Genomic DNA, 20,704 nt, shown 5'->3' with positions numbered 1-20,704 from the left:
GGGCGCCGCCCCTTTTTCATTTGATACCGGAGGAACTGTTTTGAAACGACGCCTTTCCGTGGTGATGCGGAGGAAGGTCGCCATCCGCAAGAGGCTGGCGCGGGTGCCGCGGCGCTGCCGGGCCCCCATTCGCGGTACACGCTCCCCGATGACGCTGCGCTACGCGGCCTGGAGCTTTGTCAGCGCCATGGGCGCCCTCCTCGTCATCAGCGAACTGACCATCCTGCTAGGCCATCCCCTGCTTATCGGTTCCCTGGGCGCTTCGGCGGTGCTCCTGTTCGGGGCCAACGAGTCTCCACTGGCGCAGCCGCGCAACCTGGTCGGTGGACACGTCGTCTCCGCCCTGGTGGCGGTGGTCGCGGTCGCACTGTTCGGGTCGACGCCAGTTAGCATGGCCCTCGCCGTCTGTACCTCTATTTTTCTGATGAATGTGACTCACACCACCCACCCTCCCGGCGGCGCCACCGCCCTGATAGGAGTGCAGGGGGCGGTGGGGCCGTCGTTTGTGCTGCTCCCGGTACTGACCGGGGCGCTGATCCTGCTCATTGTGGCCTGCTTTACCAATAACGTTGTCTATCACCGCTCCTATCCGCGCCACTGGCTGTAACCCAAGCAAAACTGCTTCTAATTATTCACGGTTTGTGATAGTAGGGGAGTGCCTTTGGTTTACAACCTGAATCTGCTGTGATTTACGAAGGGAGAGGTTACCGGTGATAGCAAAGATCGTGGTTCGTTATGCAGACGGCAAGGTCGTTAAGGGTACCACCGAAGATCTCGCCGCCAACAAGATGCTCTTTCACCTCACTGAGACTGAAACGGCAAACCGTTACGAAGTGAACGTCGAGCAGTTGAAAGCCATCTTCTTCGTCAAGAGCTTCCAGGGAAATCACGAATACCAGGAGCGGCTGGACGTGGAAAGGGTTGGGCTGGGCAAGAAGATCAAGGTCCGCTTCAAAGATGGCGAAACCCTGGTCGGTTACACACAGGGCTTCTCGCCGGCACGCGCCACTTTCATCGTCTTCCCCTGCGACCCCAACAGCAATAACGAGAGAGCCTTCGTGGTGACCGCCGCGACCGAGAAGGTGGAATTCGTATAGAGGCGATCATGACCCAGGCTGCCTGCCCTTTCTGCCGGATCGATCCAGCCCACGTCCTGCTGGAAAACGAGCTGGCTTTGGCCCTCCACGACGGTTTTCCGGTTACACTCGGGCACACTCTCGTGGTCCCCAAACGACACGTCGCCTCCTTCTTTGAGACGACCGTGGAGGAACAGGCCGCTCTCTTCGACCTCGTAGGGCAGATGCGGGAGCGGCTCCTGCAGCAACATTCCCCGGACGGGTTCAATATCGGGGTCAACGATGGCGTTGCTGCCGGGCAGACCGTGCCGCACCTGCACATCCACCTGATCCCGCGCTATGCCGGTGACACCGAGGATCCCCGCGGCGGTGTGCGCTGGATCATGCCGGTCAAGGCCCCCTACTGGAAAAGGGATGAGCGCTAGCCCTCCTTGAGCTGCCGGTAAAAGTCGTCCGGGTCGGCAGTCGGACGTTGGCAGCTCCTGTTCCGGCACAGGTACGCCACTGCACGGTCTGCTTGGGCGACCTTCCCCTCCACCAGTGGGATCACCCGTGCCGCTTGGCTCAACTCTTCCCCCTCACATACCACCACCAGCACCCTGTTCGGAAGAAACACCCGCCGCAATGCGGCCAAAAATGGTTCCGCCAGTTCCGGCTTTCCGGCCGGCGCCACGATCACCACCTCCCTGGCCGTCTGCTGCTGGTAATCGACGGCCAGCAGCATCTCGGAGAGGGCGGCGGGGGACTGCGCCATTTGCGTGGCGAAGGCGGACAGGGCGCGATCGGCCTGCTCCAGCAGCCGCTCGTTCCCGGTCAGGGTGCTCAGGCGCAGCAGGTTCATCACCATCACGGAATTGCCGGACGGTATCACGCCGTCGTAGGCCGGCTTCTCCCGGGAGATGAGCTGCTCGTGGTGCGGCCCGGTCATGAAGAAGCCGCCTCGTTCGCGGTCCTCGAACTGCTCCGCCGCCGACGCGCACAGCTCGAGCGATCGCTCCAGCCAGCGCAGTTCGTGGCTCGCCTCGAACAGGTCAATCAGCCCCGCGACCATGAAGGCATAGTCGTCGAGGAACCCCTCGCCCTTGGGGCTCCCCTCCTGGTAGCTGTGGCGCAGTCTCCCCTCCTGCACCATGTTCTGCAGCACGAATTCCGCCGCCTTTGCCGCCACCTGCACCAGCTCTGGGTTGTCGAGGACGAGACCGGCGCGGGCAAAAGCGGAAATGGCGAGGCCGTTCCAGGATGCCAGGATCTTCTCGTCCCTCAAGGGGAGCGGCCTCCTGGCCCGGGCCCGGTACAGCATCTCGCGGCAGTCCGCCAACATCAGCTCGAGTTCCTGCTCGGGGAGCTTCAACTCGGTTGCCAACTCCGCCAGGCTCCGGTCCCGGTGCAGGATGCTGCGCCCTTCGAAGTTCCCCGCCGGCGTCACGCCGTAGCAACGGGCGACCAGGTTCCCCCGTTCCTCGCCCAGTGCATCGATCAACTCCTCCGGAGTCCAGGTGAAGAAGACCCCTTCCTCCCGGTGTCCCTCGGGGCTCAGGCTGTCCGCATCGGTCGCGCTGTAGAATCCCCCCTCCGGCGCCTGCATGTCGCGCTGCAAGTAGCGCAGGATCTCGCGCGCCACCCTGGCAAACTCGGTGCGCCCGGTGGCCTGGTACCCCTCCAGGTAGGTCACCGTGAGCTGGGCGTTGTCGTAGAGCATCTTCTCGAAGTGAGGGATTTGCCACGCCGTGTCGGTAGCGTAGCGGTGGAAGCCCCCTCCGGCCTGGTCGTAGATTCCGCCGGCCGCCATCTGCTGCAGGGTCAACTCTGCCATGGCGAGCAGCTGCCGGTCGTCGCCGGTCTGGTAGCGGCGCAGCAGCAGGGGGAGTGGCAGGGAACTGGGGAACTTCGGCGCTCCGGCCAGGCCGCCGTTTCGGTCGTCGAAGCGGTCCCGGTACAACCTTGTCGCAAGCTCCAGGGAGACCTCGCGCCAGGCCCCCTCTCCCTCGGTCGGCGCCAGCATGGTGCGGATCGCCTCGGTCAGCTGCACCCCGGCACGGCTGACCCGGTCCGGTGTGGCGACGTAACTTTCCCTGATACGCATGAGCAGCGAGAGAAAGCCGAGGCCGCCGGGATAGTCGTTGGGGGGGAAGTAGGTGCCGCCGTAGAAGGGCTTGCGGTCCGGAGCCACGAAGACGTTGAGCGGCCATCCACCCTGCATCCCCATGGCGTGCACCGCGGTCATGTAGACCGTGTCCACGTCCGGTCGCTCCTCGCGGTCCACTTTGATGGCGATGTAGTGCCGGTTCAGGAACTCGGCAATGGCTTCATCCTCGAAAGATTGTTCCTCCATCACGTGGCACCAGTGGCAAGTGGCGTAGCCGATGCTGACCAGGACCGGCCGTTCCAGCTGTCGGGCCAGCTCGAAGGCCTCCTCGCCCCACGGGAACCAGTTCACCGGGTTGTGCGCGTGCTGCAGCAGGTACGGGCTCGTCTCCAGGAAGAGCCGGTTGGTGTACTTCGCCCATCCCTCCGGGAGCAGGTGCCGGGTGCGCGGACGGTAGGCATAGCCGCGGCGCTGGCGGAGCTGTTCGTATTGTTCGAGCGGGGGCGCGGGCACACCTTCAGTCCCCGGGAGTTGCTGGTAATGATCGGCGAGGTTGGGCATGGTCTTTCTCCGTCGTTTGGGCCGTGGCGCGCCCCGGATGGGCTCCGGTGGCGGCGTGTTCCCGGCGCGAAAGGTTTAACTTTATCATGTTTCGTGGCGGCGGCGATGCCAGTGCAGCAGCCCGGAGCAAGAAACAGTTGACCTAATGATGCCCTGATGTTATATGCGTGTATATGCACGCATAGGAGGCGCTATGGAAGCGTTGACTCAAGCAACGTCCGCCAGGATCAAAAAGAAACCCACCGACCAGCCCAGCGTTTGCAGTTGCGTCAACCTACGCCGGGCATCGCGCGCCATTACCAAGGTCTACGACGACGCTCTGCAACCGGCTGGGCTCAAGGTGACCCAGTACTCCGTGCTGGTGAACCTGTCCCGGGCCGGTGTGGTCAGCGTCAGTGCGCTTGCCAGGATGCTCAGGCTGGACCGGACCACGCTGGTGCGCAACCTAAAGAGCCTGGAGCAGGCCGGCCTGGTCGAAGGGGCCACAGCGGTCGATCCGCGGGAGAGGGGAGTGAGCCTGAGCGAAAGCGGCCGGGCAGCGGTGGCGCAGGCGCGGCCGCGCTGGATAGAAGCACAGCGCTTGATCGAGGAACGTCTCGGCGCCGACGGCGTGCGGCGGCTCGGTGATCTGGTTGTGGCGCTGGAAGGGGTCGCCGGAGAGGATGCGGTAACGGCGGACTTTGTCGAGTCCGAATAGGGGAGGGCAGTAGCGATGGCAGCTTCGAGAAAATTTCACTACGCATGGCTCATCGTGGCCGTGACCTTTTTGACACTGCTCACCACGGCCGGGATCAGGTCGACACCGGGAATCCTTATCGTACCCCTGGAGCACGAGTTCGGCTGGTCCCGCGCCACCATCTCGCTGGCGGTCTCGGTGAACCTGCTCCTGTACGGGTTGATGGGCCCCTTCGCCGCGGCCTTCTTCGACAAGATCGGCGTGCGCCGGACCATGGCCATTGCGCTTTTCCTGCTCGCCGTCGGGGTAAGCTCCACCACCTTGATGACCCGCCCTTGGCACATGGTGCTGATCTGGGGCGTCGTCGTGGGGTGCGGGGCCGGCATGACTGCGTACAGCCTGAGCGCCACCGTGGTGAGCAGGTGGTTCAAGGAATCCCAGGGTACAGTGATGGGGGTGCTGACGGCGAGTGCCGCGACCGGGCAGCTGCTGTTTCTGCCGCTGCTGGCCCAGTTGTCGCACCACCACGGCTGGCGTGCCGCCGCCTTCGCTACCGCCGGGGCCGCCATCGTCGTGTTCCCCCTGGTGCTTTTTATCATGCGCAACCACCCGCACGACGTCGGAACCTCGCGCTACGGCGCCGCCGAGAATGAGCCGGCGCCGACCGCTTCCGGGGAAAACCCCTTCCGCATCGCGCTGTCGGGACTGCAGCGCGGCATCCGCAGCACCGACTTCTGGCTTCTTGCCGGCAGCTTCTTCATCTGCGGTGCCAGCACCAACGGCCTGATCGGCACCCACCTGGTACCTGCCTGCGTTGACCACGGCATCCCGGAGGTCCAGGCGGCGGGGCTGCTTGCCTTCATGGGCATCCTCGACCTGTTCGGCACCACCCTGTCGGGGTGGCTTTCCGACCGCTACAACAGCCGCTACCTGCTGTGCTGGTATTACGGCCTGCGGGGGCTGTCGCTTTTGGGACTTCCCTTCGCGCTCTCGGGGCCGCAGTGGAGCCTCTCCGCCTTCGCCATCTTCTACGGCCTGGACTGGATTGCCACCGTGCCCCCCACCGTGCGCCTCACCGCCGAAGCCTTCGGCAGGCAGAACGTCGGGGTGATGTTCGGCTGGATCTTCGCCAGCCACCAAGTGGGAGCCGCGCTGGCGGCGACCTTTGCCGGCACCGTGCGCACCTACCTGGGGGATTACATGATCGCCTTCCTGCTGTCGGGTATGATCTGCCTGCTGGCGGCGGGTTTGGTCCTAAGGATAAACAAGAACAGGCTGCCGGAGCTTGCGCCCGAGGCAGCCTGAGGTTGGCTGTCTGCTGAGTCAGCCGAGATCGGCTGAGGCGGCTTATGGATCAGCCGATACGGGACTGCCTGCCGCAGTCCTGCATGGCGAAGAAGAGCTGGGTATGGCGGTTGGGGATGCGGTGGGGAAGTTCGCCCCGCACGTGGCTGCGCCGCGGCGGAACGGCAGTGGGAGTCTCGCTGTGACTTCCCTTGAGGTACTCGGCGGTGATCAGTTTGAACTCCCGGCGGGCGACGGCCAGGGCGGCATCGAAGAACCGACACAAGGCGGGGTCCTTAAAGCACCGGCAGAAAGTGGCGTAAAGGTCGATGCTGAAGCGCTTGTCGAGCAGAGCCTGGTACAGGTGGTTGATCGGCGCGGTTGCCGGTTCCGCCGCCGCAGTGGGTCGCGCCGAGATGGCGCCGGAGTCACTTTGCGCGGCCTCGCGCTGGGACAATTGCTGCAACAGGGCCTCGATGTGCCGCGACTCCTCCTGGGCGAGCCGCTCGAAGAAGCTCCTCTGCACCAATTCCGTCGCAGCCATGGCGCCTTTCCGGTACAGCCTTTCGCTGTTCCTCTCCACGTTCACCGCAAGCCTGATTGCCTCTGCCAATAGCTCTCTCATCGCTCGTTCTCCTGCCGCGGCCTTTTGCACCGCCGGTAAACCTGCTCCTTTCCAAATGGTGTGTAATTTTTAATATTTGCAATGCTAGCCTCGCTGGCAACCTGAGTCAATCGGGTTAATATTAATGCGTCAGACGTGCGATACACATGAGAAGGGTCGGAGACGCCAGCGGAGTGGCATTTTGAGTGGTACCTGTGCTATGGTGTCGCCTTGTGTCTGATTTTTGCAGTGCCAAGGAAGAGTAAATGACGATTAAATGGTATCCCGGCCACATGAGCAAGGCGCTCGAACAGATCTCGGAACTGGTCCGCAAGATCGACCTGATCATCGAGGTGCTCGACTCGCGCCTTCCGTACTCCAGCTCGAACCACCTGCTGGAGCAGGTACGCCGGAACAAGCCCTGTATCAAAGTGCTGAACAAGAACGATCTCGCCGACCCGGCCGTCACCAGGGCATGGGTGCAGCATTTTCAGAAGAGTTCGGGCGTGCGCGCCCTGCCGCTTGTCGCAAAGAACATCCCGGAAGTGAAGAGCCTGGTGAAGCTGTGCAAGCAGCTGGTGCCCCAGCGCGGCAACCCCGGCTACCCGATCCGTACCATGGTGGTCGGCATCCCCAACGTGGGCAAGTCGACGCTGATCAACACCCTGGCGGGGAGAAGCATCGCCAAGGTGGGGGACCGCCCGGCGGTGACCATGCGCCCGCAGCAGATCCCGCTTAACAACGGCATCCTCATCTTCGACACCCCCGGTCTCTTGTGGCCCGCCATGGACGACCAGGGGGGCGCCTACCGTCTGGCGGCCAGCGGCGCCATCGGCGCCAATGCCCTTGACTACACCAATGTCGGGGTTTTCGCGGCCGCCTACATGATGCGCCGTTACCCCGATCTCCTGAAGGAGCGCTACAAGCTGGCCGAGCTCCCGGAGACACCGTACGAGGTGGTCGAGGCGGTGGGACGCTGCCTGGGCTGCATCATGAGCGGCGGCGTCGTCGACGTGCACCGTGCCGCCGAGACCTTCCTGCGCGAACTGCGCGCCGGCAAGGCGGGGCGCATCAGTTTCGAGGAACCCGGGACCCCGGAGGATGTCGAGGCGGAGTTGCTCCGTTTCGCGGGCATCGAAGTGGCAGAGCAGCACCAACAGGCACCGGCAGTGCCGGAATAAGAGCATGAACCACCGCCGGCTTGGCAACAGCCGCATGCGCACCAAACCAGCGCAACTCCTCCCCGCATCTTGGCAGGGGAGGAGGCGCCCCTTCCTCGCCCTTTTCACCCTTTTCACCCTTATCACCCTCTGTCTGCTCGCCGCTCCTTCCGCGCTGCTGGCAGCCGGGGCGGCCACCGCCGCCCAGACTCGCACCGTCGTGGTCGGCGGCGACCGGGATTATCCTCCCTACGAGTTCATTGACCGCTCCGGCCAGCCCGCCGGCTACAACGTCGACTTGACCCGCGCCATCGCCGAGGTCATGGGGATGAAGGTGGAGTTCCGGCTGGGGAGTTGGGCCGAGATGCGGGGCGCACTCCAGTCCGGGCGCGTAGACGTGTTGCAGGGGATGTCCTTCTCAACCGAGCGCTCCGACGAGGTCGACTTCTCGGTGCCGCACGCCGTTGTCAACCACGCCATTTTCGGCCGCAAGGACAATCCGTCGATCAACTCACTGGAGGAGCTCAAGGGGAAGACGGTCGCGGTGCACCGCGGCGGCATCATGCACGACTACCTGGTCAAGCAGGGACTGGGGGAGCGGCTCACCCTGACGGACACCCCCGCCGATGCCATGCGCATGGTCGCCTCGGGCAAGATCGAGTATGCCGTGGTGGCCATCGTGCCCGGCATGTACATGATCCGCGAGCTGAAACTCACCAACCTGGTGCCGGTGGTCCGCAACGTGGCAACCCACCGTTACTGTTATGCCGTCGACAAGGGGAACGCCGAACTGCTGTCGCGCTTCAACGAGGGGCTCGCCATCCTCAAGAAGACCGGTCAGTACGACGCGATCCACAACAAGTGGCTCGGGGTGGTGGACACTGCCCCCATCGACTGGTGGACCATCGTCAAGTACGCGGCCGTGGTCGTCGTGCCGCTGATTCTCCTCCTGGGCGGCTTCGCCCTCTGGTCGCGTACGCTGCACCGGCAGGTGGCTTTGCGTACCGCCGACCTGACCCGGGAGATCGGGGAACGGCGCCAGGTTGAGGAGGAACTGCGCCTGAACCAGCAGCAACTGGTACAGGCGGACAAGATGGCCGCGCTGGGCGTGCTTGTCTCCGGCGTCGCCCACGAGATCAACAACCCCACCGGGATCATCCTCTTGGAGGCCCCGATTCTGAAGCGCTTCCACACCGACGCCACCAAGATTCTGGAGCGCTACTACGAGGAAAACGGTGACTTTACCTGCGGTGGGCTGCCGTATTCCCGGATGCGCCAGGAGGTGCCCAAGTCGCTGGCGAAGATCCAGGATGCCGGCAAGCGCATCAAGAGGATCGTGGACGACCTGAAGGATTTCGCCCGCCAGGACACCACCAGCGGCACCGAGGTTATCGACCTGAACACGGCCGCCCAGGCAGCGGTGCGACTGGTAGAGCCGACCATCCGCAAGGCCACCCGCAATTTCAGCGTCGGTTACCGCAAGGGGCTGCCCCGGGTGCGCGGCAGCCGGCAGCGCCTCGAGCAGGTGCTGGTCAACCTGATCTTGAACGCATGCCAGGCGCTCCCCGACCCGGAGAGGGGCATCGAACTCATCACCTGGCACGATGCCTTTCGCGACACAGTCGTGCTCAGGTTGCGCGACGAAGGGGCCGGGATCGCGCCCGAGCACCTGTCCCGCCTGACCGATCCCTTCTTCACCACCAAGCAGGACCAGGGGGGGACCGGCCTCGGGCTTTCGGTTTCTGCCGGCATCGTCAAGGAGCATGGTGGCACCCTCGAGTTCCAATCAGACGGCAGCGGCACTACGGTCACCCTGACCCTGCCCGCCCATCACAAGGAGGCTGACGCGTGACCGAGACCCTCTACCCCGATTTCGGCGTTCTCTTGGTCGATGACGAACCCGACTGGCTCGGTTCCCTGACCCTCACCCTGGAGACCGCCGGCGGGATCAGCAACATCACCACCTGCAGCGACAGCCGACAGGTGCTGTCGATACTCGAGGAGACGCGCATCGGGCTGGTCATGCTCGATCTGACCATGCCGCACCTATCCGGCGAGGAGGTGCTGGCCCAGATCGCGGAACGCTTCCCCGACATCGCGGTAATCGTCCTGAGCGGCCTGAACCAGCTGGAGACGGCGGTGCGCTGCATGCGCTTGGGCGCCTTCGACTATTGTGTCAAGACCGACGAGGAGGAGCGTATCGTCGGAAGCGTGCTGCGGGCGATCCGGATGGTGGAGATGAGAAGCGAGTTCCAGGAGGTGTCGAGTCGCCTGATCTCGCGCGAGCTGTCGCACCCCGAGGCCTTCTCTGCCATCGTCACCGGCGACCGCTCCATGCTCGATGTTTTCGCCTACATCGAGGCGGTGGCCAAGAGTCCGCAACCGCTCTTGATCACCGGGGAGAGCGGGGTAGGGAAGGAGCTGGTCGCCCAGGCAGTGCACCGCTTGAGCGGCTGCCGCGGCAAGCTGGTCACGGTCAACGTGGCGGGGCTGGACGACACCGTGTTCGCCGACACCCTGTTCGGCCATGTGCGCGGCGCCTTCACCGGCGCGGACCAGGCAAGGCGCGGCATGGTGGAGGAAGCCAGCGACGGGACGCTCTTTCTGGATGAGATCGGTGACCTGAGCATCGCCTCGCAGGTGAAGCTGTTGCGGCTGTTGCAGGAGCGCGAGTATTTCCCGCTGGGGTGCGACCTACCCAAGCGCCTCAAGGCGCGCATCATCGTGGCAACGCACCAGAACCTTTCCGCCAAGGAGGGAGAAGGGAAGTTCCGCCGCGACCTGTACTATCGCCTGCGCACGCACCGCGTCCAGATTCCCGCGCTCAGGGAGCGGCGCGGCGACATCCCGCTTCTTTTGGACCATTTCCTGGCCGAGGCCGCCGAGGCGCTGGGGAAGAAGAAGCCGACGCCCCCCAAGGGGCTGGCGCAGTTTCTCTCCACTTACAGCTTCCCGGGTAACGTCAGGGAACTGAAGGCGATGGTGTTCGACGCGGTCAGCGTGCACCGGGACCGGATGCTTTCCATGGACAGCTTCGTCAAGGCGGTCGAGTCCGCCCAGGCCGAGGCGGGCCCCTCCGCTGTGCCTCCCCCAAGAGAAAATCCATTCAGCGGCTTCGACGAGCTTCCCACCTTCAGCGATGCGGCTGCGTTCCTGGTCCAGGAGGCACTTGCCCGCGCCAACGGCAACCAGACCCTCGCCGCGCGGCTGCTGGGCATCTCCCAGCCCGCCCTGAGCAAACGGTTGAAGATGATGCACTCTTGAATCACAAGGGTGGCTTGCGGGAACGGTTGGCGACGCCGCGGCCGTCCCTCATGAAGAGGCATAACCTTCGGTTATAATGATAACCTCGCGTTATATCCGGACATAACTCTTTGAAAAGACATATATTTTGCCCTGCAGATATGAGATGCCATAGCCTCCGGTTATGGCATTTTTGTTTTTTGGTTGGTGCCTTTTAGGTGGTATTACTTGTAATTACAATGGTTTATATAAAATGTGGATCTTGGCATCATGCCTGCTCTACCACGGTTAGATAACGACGCGAGGGATCACCTCGCCAAAGCTAACCAGGAGCAGCATAGGAGGTTGTCATGGCAGCGATGTTCTGGATCCAATTCATACTCGTACTCGGCGCGGTGCTGATAGGTATCCGCAAAGGTGGCGTGGCGCTCGGCCTGATCGGCGGCCTCGGCGTTTCAGTGCTGGTGCTCGGTTTCCGCAGCGCCCCATCCGAGCCCCCCATCGCCGTCATGCTGATCATCCTCGCGGTGGTCACAGCGTCGGCAACCCTGCAGGTGGCGGGGGGACTCGATTACCTGGTGCAGTTGACCGAGAAGCTTTTGCGCGCCCATCCCAAGTACGTCACCATTCTGGCCCCGCTCTGTACCTTCTTCCTGACCGTCTGCTGCGGTACCGGGCATGCCGTGTACGCGCTGCTGCCGGTCATCTCCGACGTGGCCATCAAGACCAAGATCCGTCCGGAACGCCCGATGGCGATTTCCAGTGTCGCCTCCCAGATGGGGATCACGGCGAGCCCTGTTGCCGCCGCCGTTACCTTCTTCCTGGGCTTCGCCGCCAAGTCCGGTCACCCCGTCACCCTGATCGACATCATCTCGGTCACCATGCCTGCCGGCATCATCGGTGTCTTGGCCGCCGCAGCCTGGAGCTTCAACCGCGGTCTTGACCTCGACAAGGACACCGACTTCCAGGCCCGACTGCAGGATCCCGAATTCCGTAAGAATCTCGACGCGGACGTGACCACTCTGGACAAGAAAATCTCCACCGTCGCCAAGGTCTCCGTGGCGCTCTTCTTTGCCGGCGTCGGTACCATCATACTGATGGCAAGCTGCCCCTGGCTCCTCCCGCTGGCCGCCGACAAGAAGCCAGTCCCGATGACCACCGTGGTTCAGTTCATCATGCTCGCTTACGGTGCCTTCATTCTCTTCGCCGCCAAGGTCAAGGCAAAAGACATCGCCCACTCAAGCGTTTTTATCGCAGGCATGATCGCGGTCGTCTCCATCTTCGGCATCGCCTGGATGAGCGATACCTTCATCAGCGCCAACAAGAAGTACCTGATCGACAACATCGGCATCATGGTGAAGATGGCACCCTGGACCTTCGCCATCGCCACCTTCTGCATCTCCGCTTTCGTCAAGAGCCAGGCGGCGACTCTCGCCATCACGCTGCCGCTGGGCCTTGCCCTTGGTCTTCCCATCCCGCTGCTACTGGGACTGATGCCTGCCAGCTACGCTTACTTCTTCTTCGCCTTCTACCCGAGTGACCTGGCCGCCATCAACATGGACCGCACCGGCACCACCAGGATCGGCAAGTATCTCCTGAACCACAGCTTCATGATCCCGGGCCTGATCGGCGTCGGCGTCTCCACCGTGGTCGCCTACACCATCTCGCAGTTCATTCTCTAAAGGAATAACAGGGATAAAGGGGATAAAAGAGATAACGGCAAGATAAGATAGAAGCATGCAGCTGTTAAAGAAAAAGGGTCCTGGCGGAAATGCCGGGACCCTTTTCTTTTTGTTTAAGTCTTCCTCTCCCTCCGGGAGAGGGGATGGACTAGCGATGAGGGGGTTAAGCCAGCTCGAAGTTGTTCTGGTACGCGGCCAGCGTGTTGATCATGAGGGCGGCCACGGTCATGCGGCCGACGCCGCCGGGAACGGGGGTGATCCACTCACACTTGGGGGCGACGGCTTCGAAGGCGACATCACCGACCAGCTTGCCGTTCTCCAGGCGGTTGATGCCGACGTCGATGAGGGTGACGCCATCCCGCACCATATCGGGGGTGACGAAACCGGGGATACCGACGGCCACGATGACGATGTCGGCGCGGCGGGTTTCCTCGAGCAGCAGTTCCCGCGGAGTCTCGATATGGGTGAGGGTCACCGTGGCGTTGCCAATATCGAAGTCGTTGGAGAGCATGATGGAGATGGGCTTGCCCACGATGTTGGAGCGACCGATGACCACGCAGTGTTTGCCGGCTACCGGCACCTGGTAGAACTGCAGCAGCTTGCAGATGCCGTAGGCGGTTGCCGGGCGGAACGCCTTCTGTCCGAGGGCCATGCGCCCGAAGTTGGTGGGGTGGAAACCATCGATGTCCTTGTCAGGGGAGATGGCGTTGATGACGCGCTGGGCGTTGATCTGTTTGGGGAGCGGGAGCTGCACGATGACGCCGTCGGTGGAGTTGTCCTCATTGATTTCGGCGATCAGCGCCAGGAGTTCCTTCTCGCTGACCGACTCGGGGAGGCGGATCAGGTTGCTGTCGAAGCCCGAGAGCGAGCAGGTGGTGATTTTCGATTTGACGTAGGACTCGCTGGGGGCGTGGTTGCCGACCAGGATCACCGTCATGTGCGGTTTCCTGAGCCCCGCGTCCACGTGGCGTGCGACCTGCTTCGCGATGCCCGCGATCAGGCTGTCAGCGCACTTTTTGCCGTCTAAAAGATTCATGCTGTTTCCTCTGTCTGGAATTTTGCCTCGGCCAAGAGGGGGGAAGGGGCCGATCTAAGAGTAGTAGCACAAAAAAAGTCACGGCTCAACAGCTAGTTAGCGTGAATCGGTATACGTTAAGCGAACTTCAGTAGGGGACACGGTCCCTTGGGACCAAGGCCGGGTGAGAGGCGGCGCTGCAACCTCCGCCGCAGGGCTGACGGCCGTCGGTCGGGGAACTGGCAGATTATCCGTATACGGCATCTACGTCGCGTCTGTAGTGTAAACTGTCAGGACATCAGCAACTTATAACAGTAGTAATATTAATGAGTGTTAAATGTTAAACAGGAAGTATACCATTACTAAACTTTTTGTTGACAAACTTCGGGCAACGCAATACATTGCCAAAATACAAAAGGTTTACTGTTACTAAACCGGGGAGGGCACTTGAAAATCGGTGAGAGGTTGAAGAGGCTCAGGATGGCCAATTCGCTCACTCAAGAAGAGCTGGCCAGCCGCGCTGATCTGACCAAGGGCTTCATTTCGCAGCTGGAGAACGACGCGACCTCACCGTCCATCGCGACGCTGAAAGACATCGTCGACGTTCTCGGCATCAGCATGCAGGAGTTCTTCAGTGAAGAAGTCGACCAGGACATCGTCTTCGGAAAAGATGCCCGGGTGCAGGCGACCGACGATGGCGATACCGTCAAGGTGGAGCTCCTGGTGCCTGGCGCGCAGAACCGTGAGATGGACCCGGTGCTGGTGACACTCGATCCCGGCGGCGAGATGGACGAACAGCCCATCCACGAGGGCGAGGAATTCGGTTTCGTCATTTCCGGCAAGGTGCAGTTACGGTTGGACGACAAGCTATATACGGTGGACAAGGGGGAGTGCTTCTACTTCTCCTCGGACCGCAAGCATACAGTCAAAAATGTAGGAAAGAGCGCGGCGAAGCTGCTCTGGGTTGTGACACCCCCAACGTTTTACTATTGATAAGAAGGAGAGCTAGTCAAATGAGCAAAGTATTGATTATCGGGGCAGGCGGCGTAGGCGGGGTTGTTACCCATAAGTGTGCCCAGGCAACCGGCGTGATCACCGCCATTACCCTCGCTTCCCGCACCGAATCCAAGTGCCGCGCCATCGCGGACCAGATAGAGTTCCCGATCGGCACCGCGCAGGTGGATGCCGACAACGTGCCGGAGCTGATAGAGCTGATCAAGCGCGAGCAGCCCAAGCTGGTCATCAACGTGGCGCTGCCGTACCAGGACCTGACCATCATGGACGCCTGCCTGGCCACAGGCGTGGACTATCTCGATACCGCCAACTACGAGCCCCTTGATACCGCCAAATTCGAGTACAGCTGGCAGTGGGCCTACCAGGACCGCTTCAAAGAGAAGGGGCTGATGGCCCTGCTCGGTTCCGGCTTCGACCCGGGCGTCACCAACGTCTACACTGCACTTGCCGCCAAGAAGTACCTGGACGAAGTGCACGAGATCGACATCATCGACGCCAACGCGGGCAACCACGGTCAGCCCTTTGCCACCAACTTCAACCCAGAGATCAACATCCGCGAGGTGACCGCTCCCTGCCGTCACTGGGAGAACGGCGACTGGGTCGAGACCGCGCCCCTGTCCACCAAGCGCGTGTTCGACTTCCCGGATGCCATTGGCCCGATGAACATCTACCGCATGTACCACGAGGAGATGGAGTCGCTGGTGAAGCACATCCCGACCATCAAGAAGGCACAGTTCTGGATGACCTTCTCCGACAACTACCTGAAGCACCTTGAAGTGCTGCAGAACGTCGGCATGACCCGCATCGACGAGGTCGAGTTCAACGGCCAGAAGATCGTGCCGCTGCAGTTCCTGAAAGCGGTGCTGCCGGATCCGGGCAGCCTCGGGCCGCTCACCAAGGGGCGCACCTGCATCGGCGTCATTGCCCGCGGCATTAAGGACGGCAAGCGCAAGCAGGTCTACATCTACAACATCTGCGACCACGAGGCGTGCTACCGCGAAGTGAAGAGCCAGGCCATCAGCTACACCACCGGCGTTCCGGCCGTGGTTGGCGCCATCATGATGCTCACCGGCAAGTGGCGCAGCGAGGGCGTGTTCAACATGGAGCAGTTCGATCCGGAGCCGTTTATCGAGAAACTGGGCCCCATGGGCCTCCCGACCGTCGTTGTCGACGGTGGTGACTGGGCGGAACTGTAAGTGACCAAACTGCACGTAGAAGAAATGACGCGGATCGCTCCCTCGCCGGCCTTCGTGGTCGACCTGGGGCGGCTGCGCCACAATTTGGCGATACTCGACGAGGTGCAACAGCGCAGCGGCGCCAAGATCCTCCTGGCTCTGAAGGCGTTTTCCATGTGGAGCGTCTTCCCGATCATCGCGCAGACGCTGCACGGGATCTGCGCCAGCTCGCCGTGGGAGGCGCGTCTTGGTCGCGAGGAATTTGGCAAAGAGGTGCACAGCTTCTCAGCCGCATTCAAAGAAAGCGACGTGGCGGAGCTGCTCACCACCTCGAACCACTTGGTGTTCAACTCGTTCAACCAGCTGGAGCGCTTTCGCCCCATGTGGGAAAAGGAAGCCGGCCGCGTCTCAATTGGCCTGCGAGTCAACCCCGGGCACTCCGAGGGACACACGCCGATCTACGACCCGGCGGCGCCCAAGTCGCGCCTGGGCATCCTGCACTCCGAGTTCGAGGGTAAATCTCTCGCCGGCGTGGAAGGGCTCCATTTTCACACCCTGTGCGAGCAGCTCTTCGAGCCCCTGGAGCGCACCTCCAAGGTCTTCGAGGAGAAGTTCGGCGAGTTCCTGCCGCAGATGAAGTGGCTGAACCTGGGTGGGGGGCACCACATCACCCGCGAGGGGTACGACATCGACGCCCTGGTGGAACTGGTGCGCTACTACCGCGAGAAGTACGACCTCGAGGTCTACCTCGAGCCGGGCGAGGCCATCGCCATCGGCACCGGCATACTGGTCTCCGAAGTGCTGGACGTAGTGCACAACGAGGCGGATATCGCAATCCTGGACGTCTCGGCCACCTGCCATATGCCTGACATCCTGGAGATGCCCTACCGTCCAGAGATCCAGAACGGCTACCTGCCGGGAGAGAAGGGGCACGACTACCGCCTCGGCGGACCTTCGTGCCTGGCCGGCGACGTGATCGGCGATTGGTCCTTCGACCATGAACTGGTGCCGGGGGAGAAGCTTGCCTTCCTGGACATGTCGCACTACACCATGGTCAAGACGACCACGTTCAACGGCATCCAACTGCCGCATATTTGTACCTATGAGCCGCAAACCGGGGAACTGTGCGTTGTGCGCAGCTTCGGCTATGAAGATTTCAAGAACCGGCTGTCGTGATGACTGTCAACATTCCACTTTGCTGAACATGGTGAACTGAACATGGCTAAATGGACCATCAACGATTCCTCGAAGATCTACAACATCGACAACTGGGGCGCGGAACTCTTCTCGGTCAACAAGAAGGGTAACGTCTGCGTACATCCGACCCCCAATTCAAAATACTCAATCGATCTGAAGGTGCTGGTCGACGACCTGATCAAGAGAAAGATCAAGCCGCCGATCCTGCTGCGCTTCATGAACATCCTGGAGGGGCGTATCGCCTCCATCAGCCGCGTGTTCAAAAACGCTATTCACGACAACAACTACCCGGCCAAGTACCAGACCTTCTACCCGATCAAGGTCAATCAGCAGCGCCAGGTGGTTGAGGCGATCGCCAATTTCGGCAAGAAGTACAACATCGGCCTCGAGGTCGGCTCCAAGCCGGAACTGGTGGCGGCCATCTCTATGGTGACCGGGAGCAACCTTCCCATCATCTGCAACGGCTACAAGGACACTGAGTTCATCGAGACCGTGCTCTTCGCCACCCGCGTCGGCTATGACATCACCATCGTGGTGGAGAAACTGTTCGAGCTCGAGAAAATCGTCGAGGTCGCCAAAAAGACCGGGATCACGCCGAAACTGGGCATCCGCGTCAAGCTCTCCTCCAAGGGGATCGGCAAGTGGTCTACCTCCGGCGGCGAGGACGCCAAGTTCGGCCTGCGCATCTCGGAGATCATTGCAGCAATCGACATGCTGCGCGAAAACGGCATGCTGAACACCGTGAAACTGCTTCACTTCCATGTTGGCAGCCAGATCACCAAGATCGACAAAATCAAGAACGCCCTGATCGAGGGAACCAGGATCTACGCCGAGATGAGGAAACTCGGCGTCGACCTCGAGTTCCTAGATATCGGTGGCGGCCTCGGCGTCGACTACGACGGCTCCAAGTCGAGCTACTTCTCCAGCGTCAACTATTCGCTCGATGAGTACGCCAATGACGTCATCTACCAGGTTAAGAACATATGTGACGACGCCGGCGTGCCGTGCCCGAACATCATCTCCGAGTCCGGCCGCGCCACCGTCGCACACTACTCGGTGCTGATCACCGACGTGCTTAACAACAACACTCAGACGCTCATGCCGGACTTCGAGTTCATCCTGACCGAGACGGAGAAGCTTTCCCCGACAGTCAAGAAACTGGTCGACATCTACAAGAGCATCGACAAGCACTCCCTGCGCGAGGACTACCACGACACCATCCAGCTGATCCAGGAGTCGGTGAGCCTTTTCAACCTGGGCTATCTGAACATGGCCGAGCGCGCCAACGCGGAGTGGATCTACTCGAAGATCATCAGGAAGATCAACTCCATCGTGGAGAAGATGAAGCCGATCCCGGACGAGCTGCAGAACTTCCAGCTGAGCCTGAGGCAGACCTACTTCGCCAACTTCTCGCTGTTCCAGTCCATCCCGGACTCCTGGGCCATCGATCAGCTCTTCCCGATCGTCCCGATCCAGCGTCTGGACGAGAAACCGGACGTCCTAGCCTCCATCGCCGATATCACCTGTGACTCTGACGGCGAGATCACCAGCTTCGTTGGAGAAAATGGCAGGACCAAGGCGCTGCCGCTGCACAAGATCAAGGGTGACGAGCAGTACTACATTGGCTTCTTCCTGATCGGCGCCTACCAGGAGATCTTGGGCGACATGCACAACCTGTTCGGCGACACCAACGCCGTGCACATTACCTTCAACAAGAAGACCAACTACAAGATCGATACTGTCATCACCGGTGACGCCACCTGGGAGAGCCTGAAGTACGTGCAGTACGACGCCCAGGAGATCCTAAAGCGGGTCCGCAATAACCTGGAGAAGGACGTTTCTCTGCAGAAGGTGTCTATCGAGGAGAGCAGCCACTTCCTGGAACTCCTGGACAAAACGCTGCAGTCCTACACCTACCTGGGAGAATAGTTCAGCTTTTATTAAAGTCAGACGTCTCGTTGTCGATAATGTACAGGGGAAAGCCAATGGTTTTCCCCTGTTACTGTTTCAGGGACGGCGCATGTCCCGCCAGGCTTGGCAAAGCTGGCATAAGAAATGTCGTATCATTTGGACATTTTCAATAGCCTGTGCTAAGCTCTGGTGCCGATACGAGGCAGGTACCGTGTCGTTTCCGAAACAGATGGCGGCATCCATCTCAAGGTGTGGAGGACGTAATGCTGATTCAGGTGAGCTACGACGACAACAAGTTCGACTACGTCAAAGACTACATGCTGGATCAATTGATCCAGTCTGGCGCCATCTCCAGTTTCAAGCGGAGGTCCGGGTGGGTTCGCGTCGGCATCGATCCGGTGCGTAGTCAGCGTTGCTCGCCGTACTTCGGTGAGGAACGTAGGGGTGCCGCTGCTGCACTTGGCCTATTCGGCATAAAGGCCGCGGTCTCGCCTGCCCCGGTTCGACCGCTGTCTGACTGAAAATCGCCGTCTCCATACATCACGTCTTGCCCTACCTTTTCCCATCCGTTGACACGCTCGGTGACCGTCACCGGGCTCCGACCTGCGAAGCCTTTTTCTCATTATCGACAAACAGGACCAAAATGGTATTATTGTGATGTCGTATGACATCATTTTGTCGTTTGGTTGCACCAAGTGACACAGAGGAGGATGGCCATGTTTAGATTGACAGGGACTCGGGTCACCGGCTTGTTAACGGCAGCATTTCTTTTTGCAGCACCGGTACTTGCCTCGGCTGCCACCTGGCACATAGACTCCGACCACAGCAGCATAGGCTTCAAGGTGCGCCATTTGATGGTCTCCAACGTCAAGGGGGTATTCGGCAAGGTTTCCGGTGTGGTCAACATCGATGACAGCGACCTCAGTAGGTCTTCGGTGACGGCAACCATCGATACCACTTCCATCGATACCGGCGTCGCCAAGCGTGACGCACACCTGAAAAGTCAGGACTTCCTGGATGTCGCCAAGTACCCCACCATGACCTTTGTCTCCACCGGTGTCTCTAGGGGGAGCGGGGGGAACTTCAAGGTTATGGGCACCCTGACCCTGCACGGCGTGACCAGGCCGGTAGTCCTTGACGTGGAAGGACTCTCGCCTGAGATCAAGGACCCGATGGGCACCATGCGGCGCGGCGCCACGGCAAGCACCAGCATCAACAGGAAAGATTTTGGCCTTACCTGGAACAAGATGATGGAAGCGGGAGGAGTAGCCGTCGGTGACGAGGTCAAGATCAATATCGAGGTGGAAATGACCAAGGCCAAGTAAGCAGCAGAACCGATAGTGGTGGAACAGGGGGCGCCTCCGGCAGGAGGGGCCCCCTGTTCGTTTTAAGGTTGAACAGTGGCCGCATGCGGCGATTATACACCCCTGCGTTAGGAAATATTCCATGTGTTTTCAATGCGTTGTGGTAAAGCCATGGGGTGGTGGGGGGGGAGTGCGGAGCTGGGTGTATGAAAAAAACATACTACCCGCGCCGCTGCTGCTGTGCCCCGTGGTTGGTAATCATTTACAAAGTGACGTGATATCAAATACTTGGCACAAATGTAGGACTGGCTCAGTCTCTGGCACGGATGATGCTGTTCATGAAACCAGCAGGCTAACAACCGATCCTAAAAGGAGGATGTCATGAGAGCGAAAGCACCTATCACCTCGATCATCGCAACAGTCGCATCGGCAACGTCGGCTTTTGCCGCTAACGGTGCGCAGGCGGATGAGCCTGGCATCCTTGTCTGGGCTTTCATGGGCTTTGCCGCAGTCATCGTCGCGGGCCAGATGGTTCCTGCAGCCATGCTGGTTATCGGCGCGTTGAAGGCGCTGGTTGGCAAAACGGAGGCTGCCAAGATGAAGGCGTAACAAGGGTGTGGTAGTAGTCCGCTGTAAAAAGAAAAGCCGCTCTTCTGAGCGGCTTTTCTTTTTCTGGCTAGTCATGATCTACAGCTACTACCCTCTCCCTCCGGGAG

The 20,704-nt window shown here is 60.9% G+C and carries 19 protein-coding genes; 16 read left to right on the top strand and 3 right to left on the bottom strand.

Annotated elements, in window-relative coordinates; all coding sequences use genetic code 11:
* Positions 1–40 precede the first annotated feature (40 nt).
* The 3 genes from K7R21_RS09060 (at position 41) to K7R21_RS09050 (ending at position 1,501) form a co-directional block, all read left to right on the top strand.
* The gene (locus tag K7R21_RS09060; RefSeq protein WP_224982938.1) at positions 41–607 is read left to right on the top strand and encodes an HPP family protein; all 567 of its coding nucleotides are present in this window, start codon (positions 41–43) and stop codon (positions 605–607) included.
* A gap of 103 nt (positions 608–710) precedes the next feature.
* The gene (locus K7R21_RS09055; RefSeq protein WP_224982937.1) at positions 711–1,097 is read left to right on the top strand and encodes a DUF6982 domain-containing protein; all 387 of its coding nucleotides are present in this window, start codon (positions 711–713) and stop codon (positions 1,095–1,097) included.
* An 8-nt stretch (positions 1,098–1,105) separates the two neighbouring features.
* Positions 1,106–1,501 carry an HIT family protein gene (locus tag K7R21_RS09050; protein WP_224982936.1) on the top strand — a complete coding sequence of 132 codons (396 nt, stop codon included), beginning with the start codon at positions 1,106–1,108 and terminating at the stop codon, positions 1,499–1,501.
* On the opposite strand, the gene K7R21_RS09045 is transcribed toward K7R21_RS09050, so the two are convergent.
* Positions 1,498–3,723: a thioredoxin domain-containing protein gene (locus tag K7R21_RS09045; RefSeq protein ID WP_224982935.1), complete on the bottom strand. Its 2,226-nt coding sequence runs from the start codon at positions 3,721–3,723 to the stop codon at positions 1,498–1,500. The two genes, K7R21_RS09050 and K7R21_RS09045, sit on opposite strands and share 4 nt — an antisense overlap.
* Before the next feature lie 193 nt (positions 3,724–3,916).
* Here K7R21_RS09045 and K7R21_RS09040 point away from each other — a divergent pair, with 193 nt between their 5' ends.
* Both K7R21_RS09040 and K7R21_RS09035 read left to right on the top strand, forming a co-directional pair.
* A complete protein-coding gene (locus K7R21_RS09040) occupies positions 3,917–4,420 on the top strand; it encodes a MarR family winged helix-turn-helix transcriptional regulator (protein WP_224982934.1) in 504 nt (167 codons plus the stop codon).
* A 15-nt stretch (positions 4,421–4,435) separates the two neighbouring features.
* On the top strand, positions 4,436–5,704 hold the full coding sequence (locus tag K7R21_RS09035) for an MFS transporter (protein WP_224982933.1): 1,269 nt from the start codon (positions 4,436–4,438) through the stop codon (positions 5,702–5,704).
* Between the two features lie 49 nt (positions 5,705–5,753).
* Here K7R21_RS09035 and K7R21_RS09030 read toward each other — a convergent pair whose 3' ends face one another.
* A complete protein-coding gene (locus K7R21_RS09030) occupies positions 5,754–6,308 on the bottom strand; it encodes a ferritin (RefSeq protein WP_224982932.1) in 555 nt (184 codons plus the stop codon).
* Between the two features lie 245 nt (positions 6,309–6,553).
* Between K7R21_RS09030 and ylqF the strand changes: the two genes are divergently transcribed.
* The 4 genes from ylqF to K7R21_RS09010 all read left to right on the top strand — a co-directional run bounded on the left by ylqF (position 6,554) and on the right by K7R21_RS09010 (position 12,372).
* Positions 6,554–7,468 (top strand): ribosome biogenesis GTPase YlqF, encoded by a 915-nt coding sequence (ylqF, locus tag K7R21_RS09025; RefSeq protein WP_224982931.1) that lies wholly within the window; start codon positions 6,554–6,556, stop codon positions 7,466–7,468.
* A 4-nt stretch (positions 7,469–7,472) separates the two neighbouring features.
* Positions 7,473–9,299, top strand: coding sequence for a transporter substrate-binding domain-containing protein (locus tag K7R21_RS09020; protein WP_224982930.1), 1,827 nt, complete (start codon positions 7,473–7,475; stop codon positions 9,297–9,299).
* Positions 9,296–10,711, top strand: a complete 1,416-nt coding sequence (locus tag K7R21_RS09015) for a sigma-54-dependent transcriptional regulator (RefSeq protein WP_224982929.1) — start codon at positions 9,296–9,298, stop codon at positions 10,709–10,711. Before K7R21_RS09020 ends, K7R21_RS09015 begins: the two co-directional genes overlap by 4 nt.
* Before the next feature lie 329 nt (positions 10,712–11,040).
* A complete protein-coding gene (locus K7R21_RS09010) occupies positions 11,041–12,372 on the top strand; it encodes an anaerobic C4-dicarboxylate transporter (RefSeq protein WP_224982928.1) in 1,332 nt (443 codons plus the stop codon).
* A gap of 163 nt (positions 12,373–12,535) precedes the next feature.
* On the opposite strand, the gene K7R21_RS09005 is transcribed toward K7R21_RS09010, so the two are convergent.
* Positions 12,536–13,408, bottom strand: coding sequence for a bifunctional 5,10-methylenetetrahydrofolate dehydrogenase/5,10-methenyltetrahydrofolate cyclohydrolase (locus tag K7R21_RS09005; protein ID WP_224982927.1), 873 nt, complete (start codon positions 13,406–13,408; stop codon positions 12,536–12,538).
* A gap of 426 nt (positions 13,409–13,834) precedes the next feature.
* On the opposite strand from K7R21_RS09005, the gene K7R21_RS09000 reads away from it, so the two are divergent.
* The 7 genes from K7R21_RS09000 to K7R21_RS08970 all read left to right on the top strand — a co-directional run bounded on the left by K7R21_RS09000 (position 13,835) and on the right by K7R21_RS08970 (position 20,597).
* The gene (locus K7R21_RS09000) at positions 13,835–14,380 is read left to right on the top strand and encodes a helix-turn-helix domain-containing protein (RefSeq protein WP_224982926.1); all 546 of its coding nucleotides are present in this window, start codon (positions 13,835–13,837) and stop codon (positions 14,378–14,380) included.
* Between the two features lie 20 nt (positions 14,381–14,400).
* Complete coding sequence (locus K7R21_RS08995) at positions 14,401–15,597, top strand: saccharopine dehydrogenase family protein (RefSeq protein ID WP_224982925.1); 1,197 nt, start codon at positions 14,401–14,403, stop codon at positions 15,595–15,597.
* 24 nt (positions 15,598–15,621) lie between these two features.
* On the top strand, positions 15,622–16,752 hold the full coding sequence (nspC, locus tag K7R21_RS08990) for a carboxynorspermidine decarboxylase (protein ID WP_263630675.1): 1,131 nt from the start codon (positions 15,622–15,624) through the stop codon (positions 16,750–16,752).
* A gap of 42 nt (positions 16,753–16,794) precedes the next feature.
* A complete protein-coding gene (gene speA, locus K7R21_RS08985) occupies positions 16,795–18,702 on the top strand; it encodes a biosynthetic arginine decarboxylase (protein WP_224982923.1) in 1,908 nt (635 codons plus the stop codon).
* 245 nt (positions 18,703–18,947) lie between these two features.
* Positions 18,948–19,205 (top strand): GSU3473 family protein, encoded by a 258-nt coding sequence (locus tag K7R21_RS08980; protein ID WP_224982922.1) that lies wholly within the window; start codon positions 18,948–18,950, stop codon positions 19,203–19,205.
* A gap of 195 nt (positions 19,206–19,400) precedes the next feature.
* Positions 19,401–20,009, top strand: a complete 609-nt coding sequence (locus tag K7R21_RS08975) for a YceI family protein (protein ID WP_224982921.1) — start codon at positions 19,401–19,403, stop codon at positions 20,007–20,009.
* 360 nt (positions 20,010–20,369) lie between these two features.
* Positions 20,370–20,597 (top strand): hypothetical protein, encoded by a 228-nt coding sequence (locus tag K7R21_RS08970; protein WP_224982920.1) that lies wholly within the window; start codon positions 20,370–20,372, stop codon positions 20,595–20,597.
* Positions 20,598–20,704 lie beyond the last annotated feature (107 nt).

The organism is Geomonas agri (assembly GCF_020179605.1).
Taxonomy (GTDB): domain Bacteria; phylum Desulfobacterota; class Desulfuromonadia; order Geobacterales; family Geobacteraceae; genus Geomonas; species Geomonas agri.
Note: the sequence above shows the minus strand (reverse complement) of the source record. Positions and strands in the feature narration are given on the sequence as shown.

What these genes read in the sequence shown, in the direction of transcription:
- speA (WP_224982923.1), top strand. Translation starts at nt 16,795, where the DNA reads ATGGCTAAATGGACCATCAACGATTCCTCGAAGATCTACAACATCGAC.
- K7R21_RS08980 (WP_224982922.1), top strand. Translation starts at nt 18,948, where the DNA reads ATGCTGATTCAGGTGAGCTACGACGACAACAAGTTCGACTACGTCAAA.
- K7R21_RS09040 (WP_224982934.1), top strand. Translation starts at nt 3,917, where the DNA reads ATGGAAGCGTTGACTCAAGCAACGTCCGCCAGGATCAAAAAGAAACCC.
- nspC (WP_263630675.1), top strand. Translation starts at nt 15,622, where the DNA reads ATGACGCGGATCGCTCCCTCGCCGGCCTTCGTGGTCGACCTGGGGCGG.
- K7R21_RS08970 (WP_224982920.1), top strand. Translation starts at nt 20,370, where the DNA reads ATGAGAGCGAAAGCACCTATCACCTCGATCATCGCAACAGTCGCATCG.
- K7R21_RS09045 (WP_224982935.1), bottom strand. Translation starts at nt 3,723, where the DNA reads ATGCCCAACCTCGCCGATCATTACCAGCAACTCCCGGGGACTGAAGGT.
- K7R21_RS09020 (WP_224982930.1), top strand. Translation starts at nt 7,473, where the DNA reads ATGAACCACCGCCGGCTTGGCAACAGCCGCATGCGCACCAAACCAGCG.
- K7R21_RS08995 (WP_224982925.1), top strand. Translation starts at nt 14,401, where the DNA reads ATGAGCAAAGTATTGATTATCGGGGCAGGCGGCGTAGGCGGGGTTGTT.
- K7R21_RS09035 (WP_224982933.1), top strand. Translation starts at nt 4,436, where the DNA reads ATGGCAGCTTCGAGAAAATTTCACTACGCATGGCTCATCGTGGCCGTG.
- K7R21_RS09005 (WP_224982927.1), bottom strand. Translation starts at nt 13,408, where the DNA reads ATGAATCTTTTAGACGGCAAAAAGTGCGCTGACAGCCTGATCGCGGGC.
- K7R21_RS08975 (WP_224982921.1), top strand. Translation starts at nt 19,401, where the DNA reads ATGTTTAGATTGACAGGGACTCGGGTCACCGGCTTGTTAACGGCAGCA.
- ylqF (WP_224982931.1), top strand. Translation starts at nt 6,554, where the DNA reads ATGACGATTAAATGGTATCCCGGCCACATGAGCAAGGCGCTCGAACAG.
- K7R21_RS09030 (WP_224982932.1), bottom strand. Translation starts at nt 6,308, where the DNA reads ATGAGAGAGCTATTGGCAGAGGCAATCAGGCTTGCGGTGAACGTGGAG.
- K7R21_RS09010 (WP_224982928.1), top strand. Translation starts at nt 11,041, where the DNA reads ATGGCAGCGATGTTCTGGATCCAATTCATACTCGTACTCGGCGCGGTG.
- K7R21_RS09050 (WP_224982936.1), top strand. Translation starts at nt 1,106, where the DNA reads ATGACCCAGGCTGCCTGCCCTTTCTGCCGGATCGATCCAGCCCACGTC.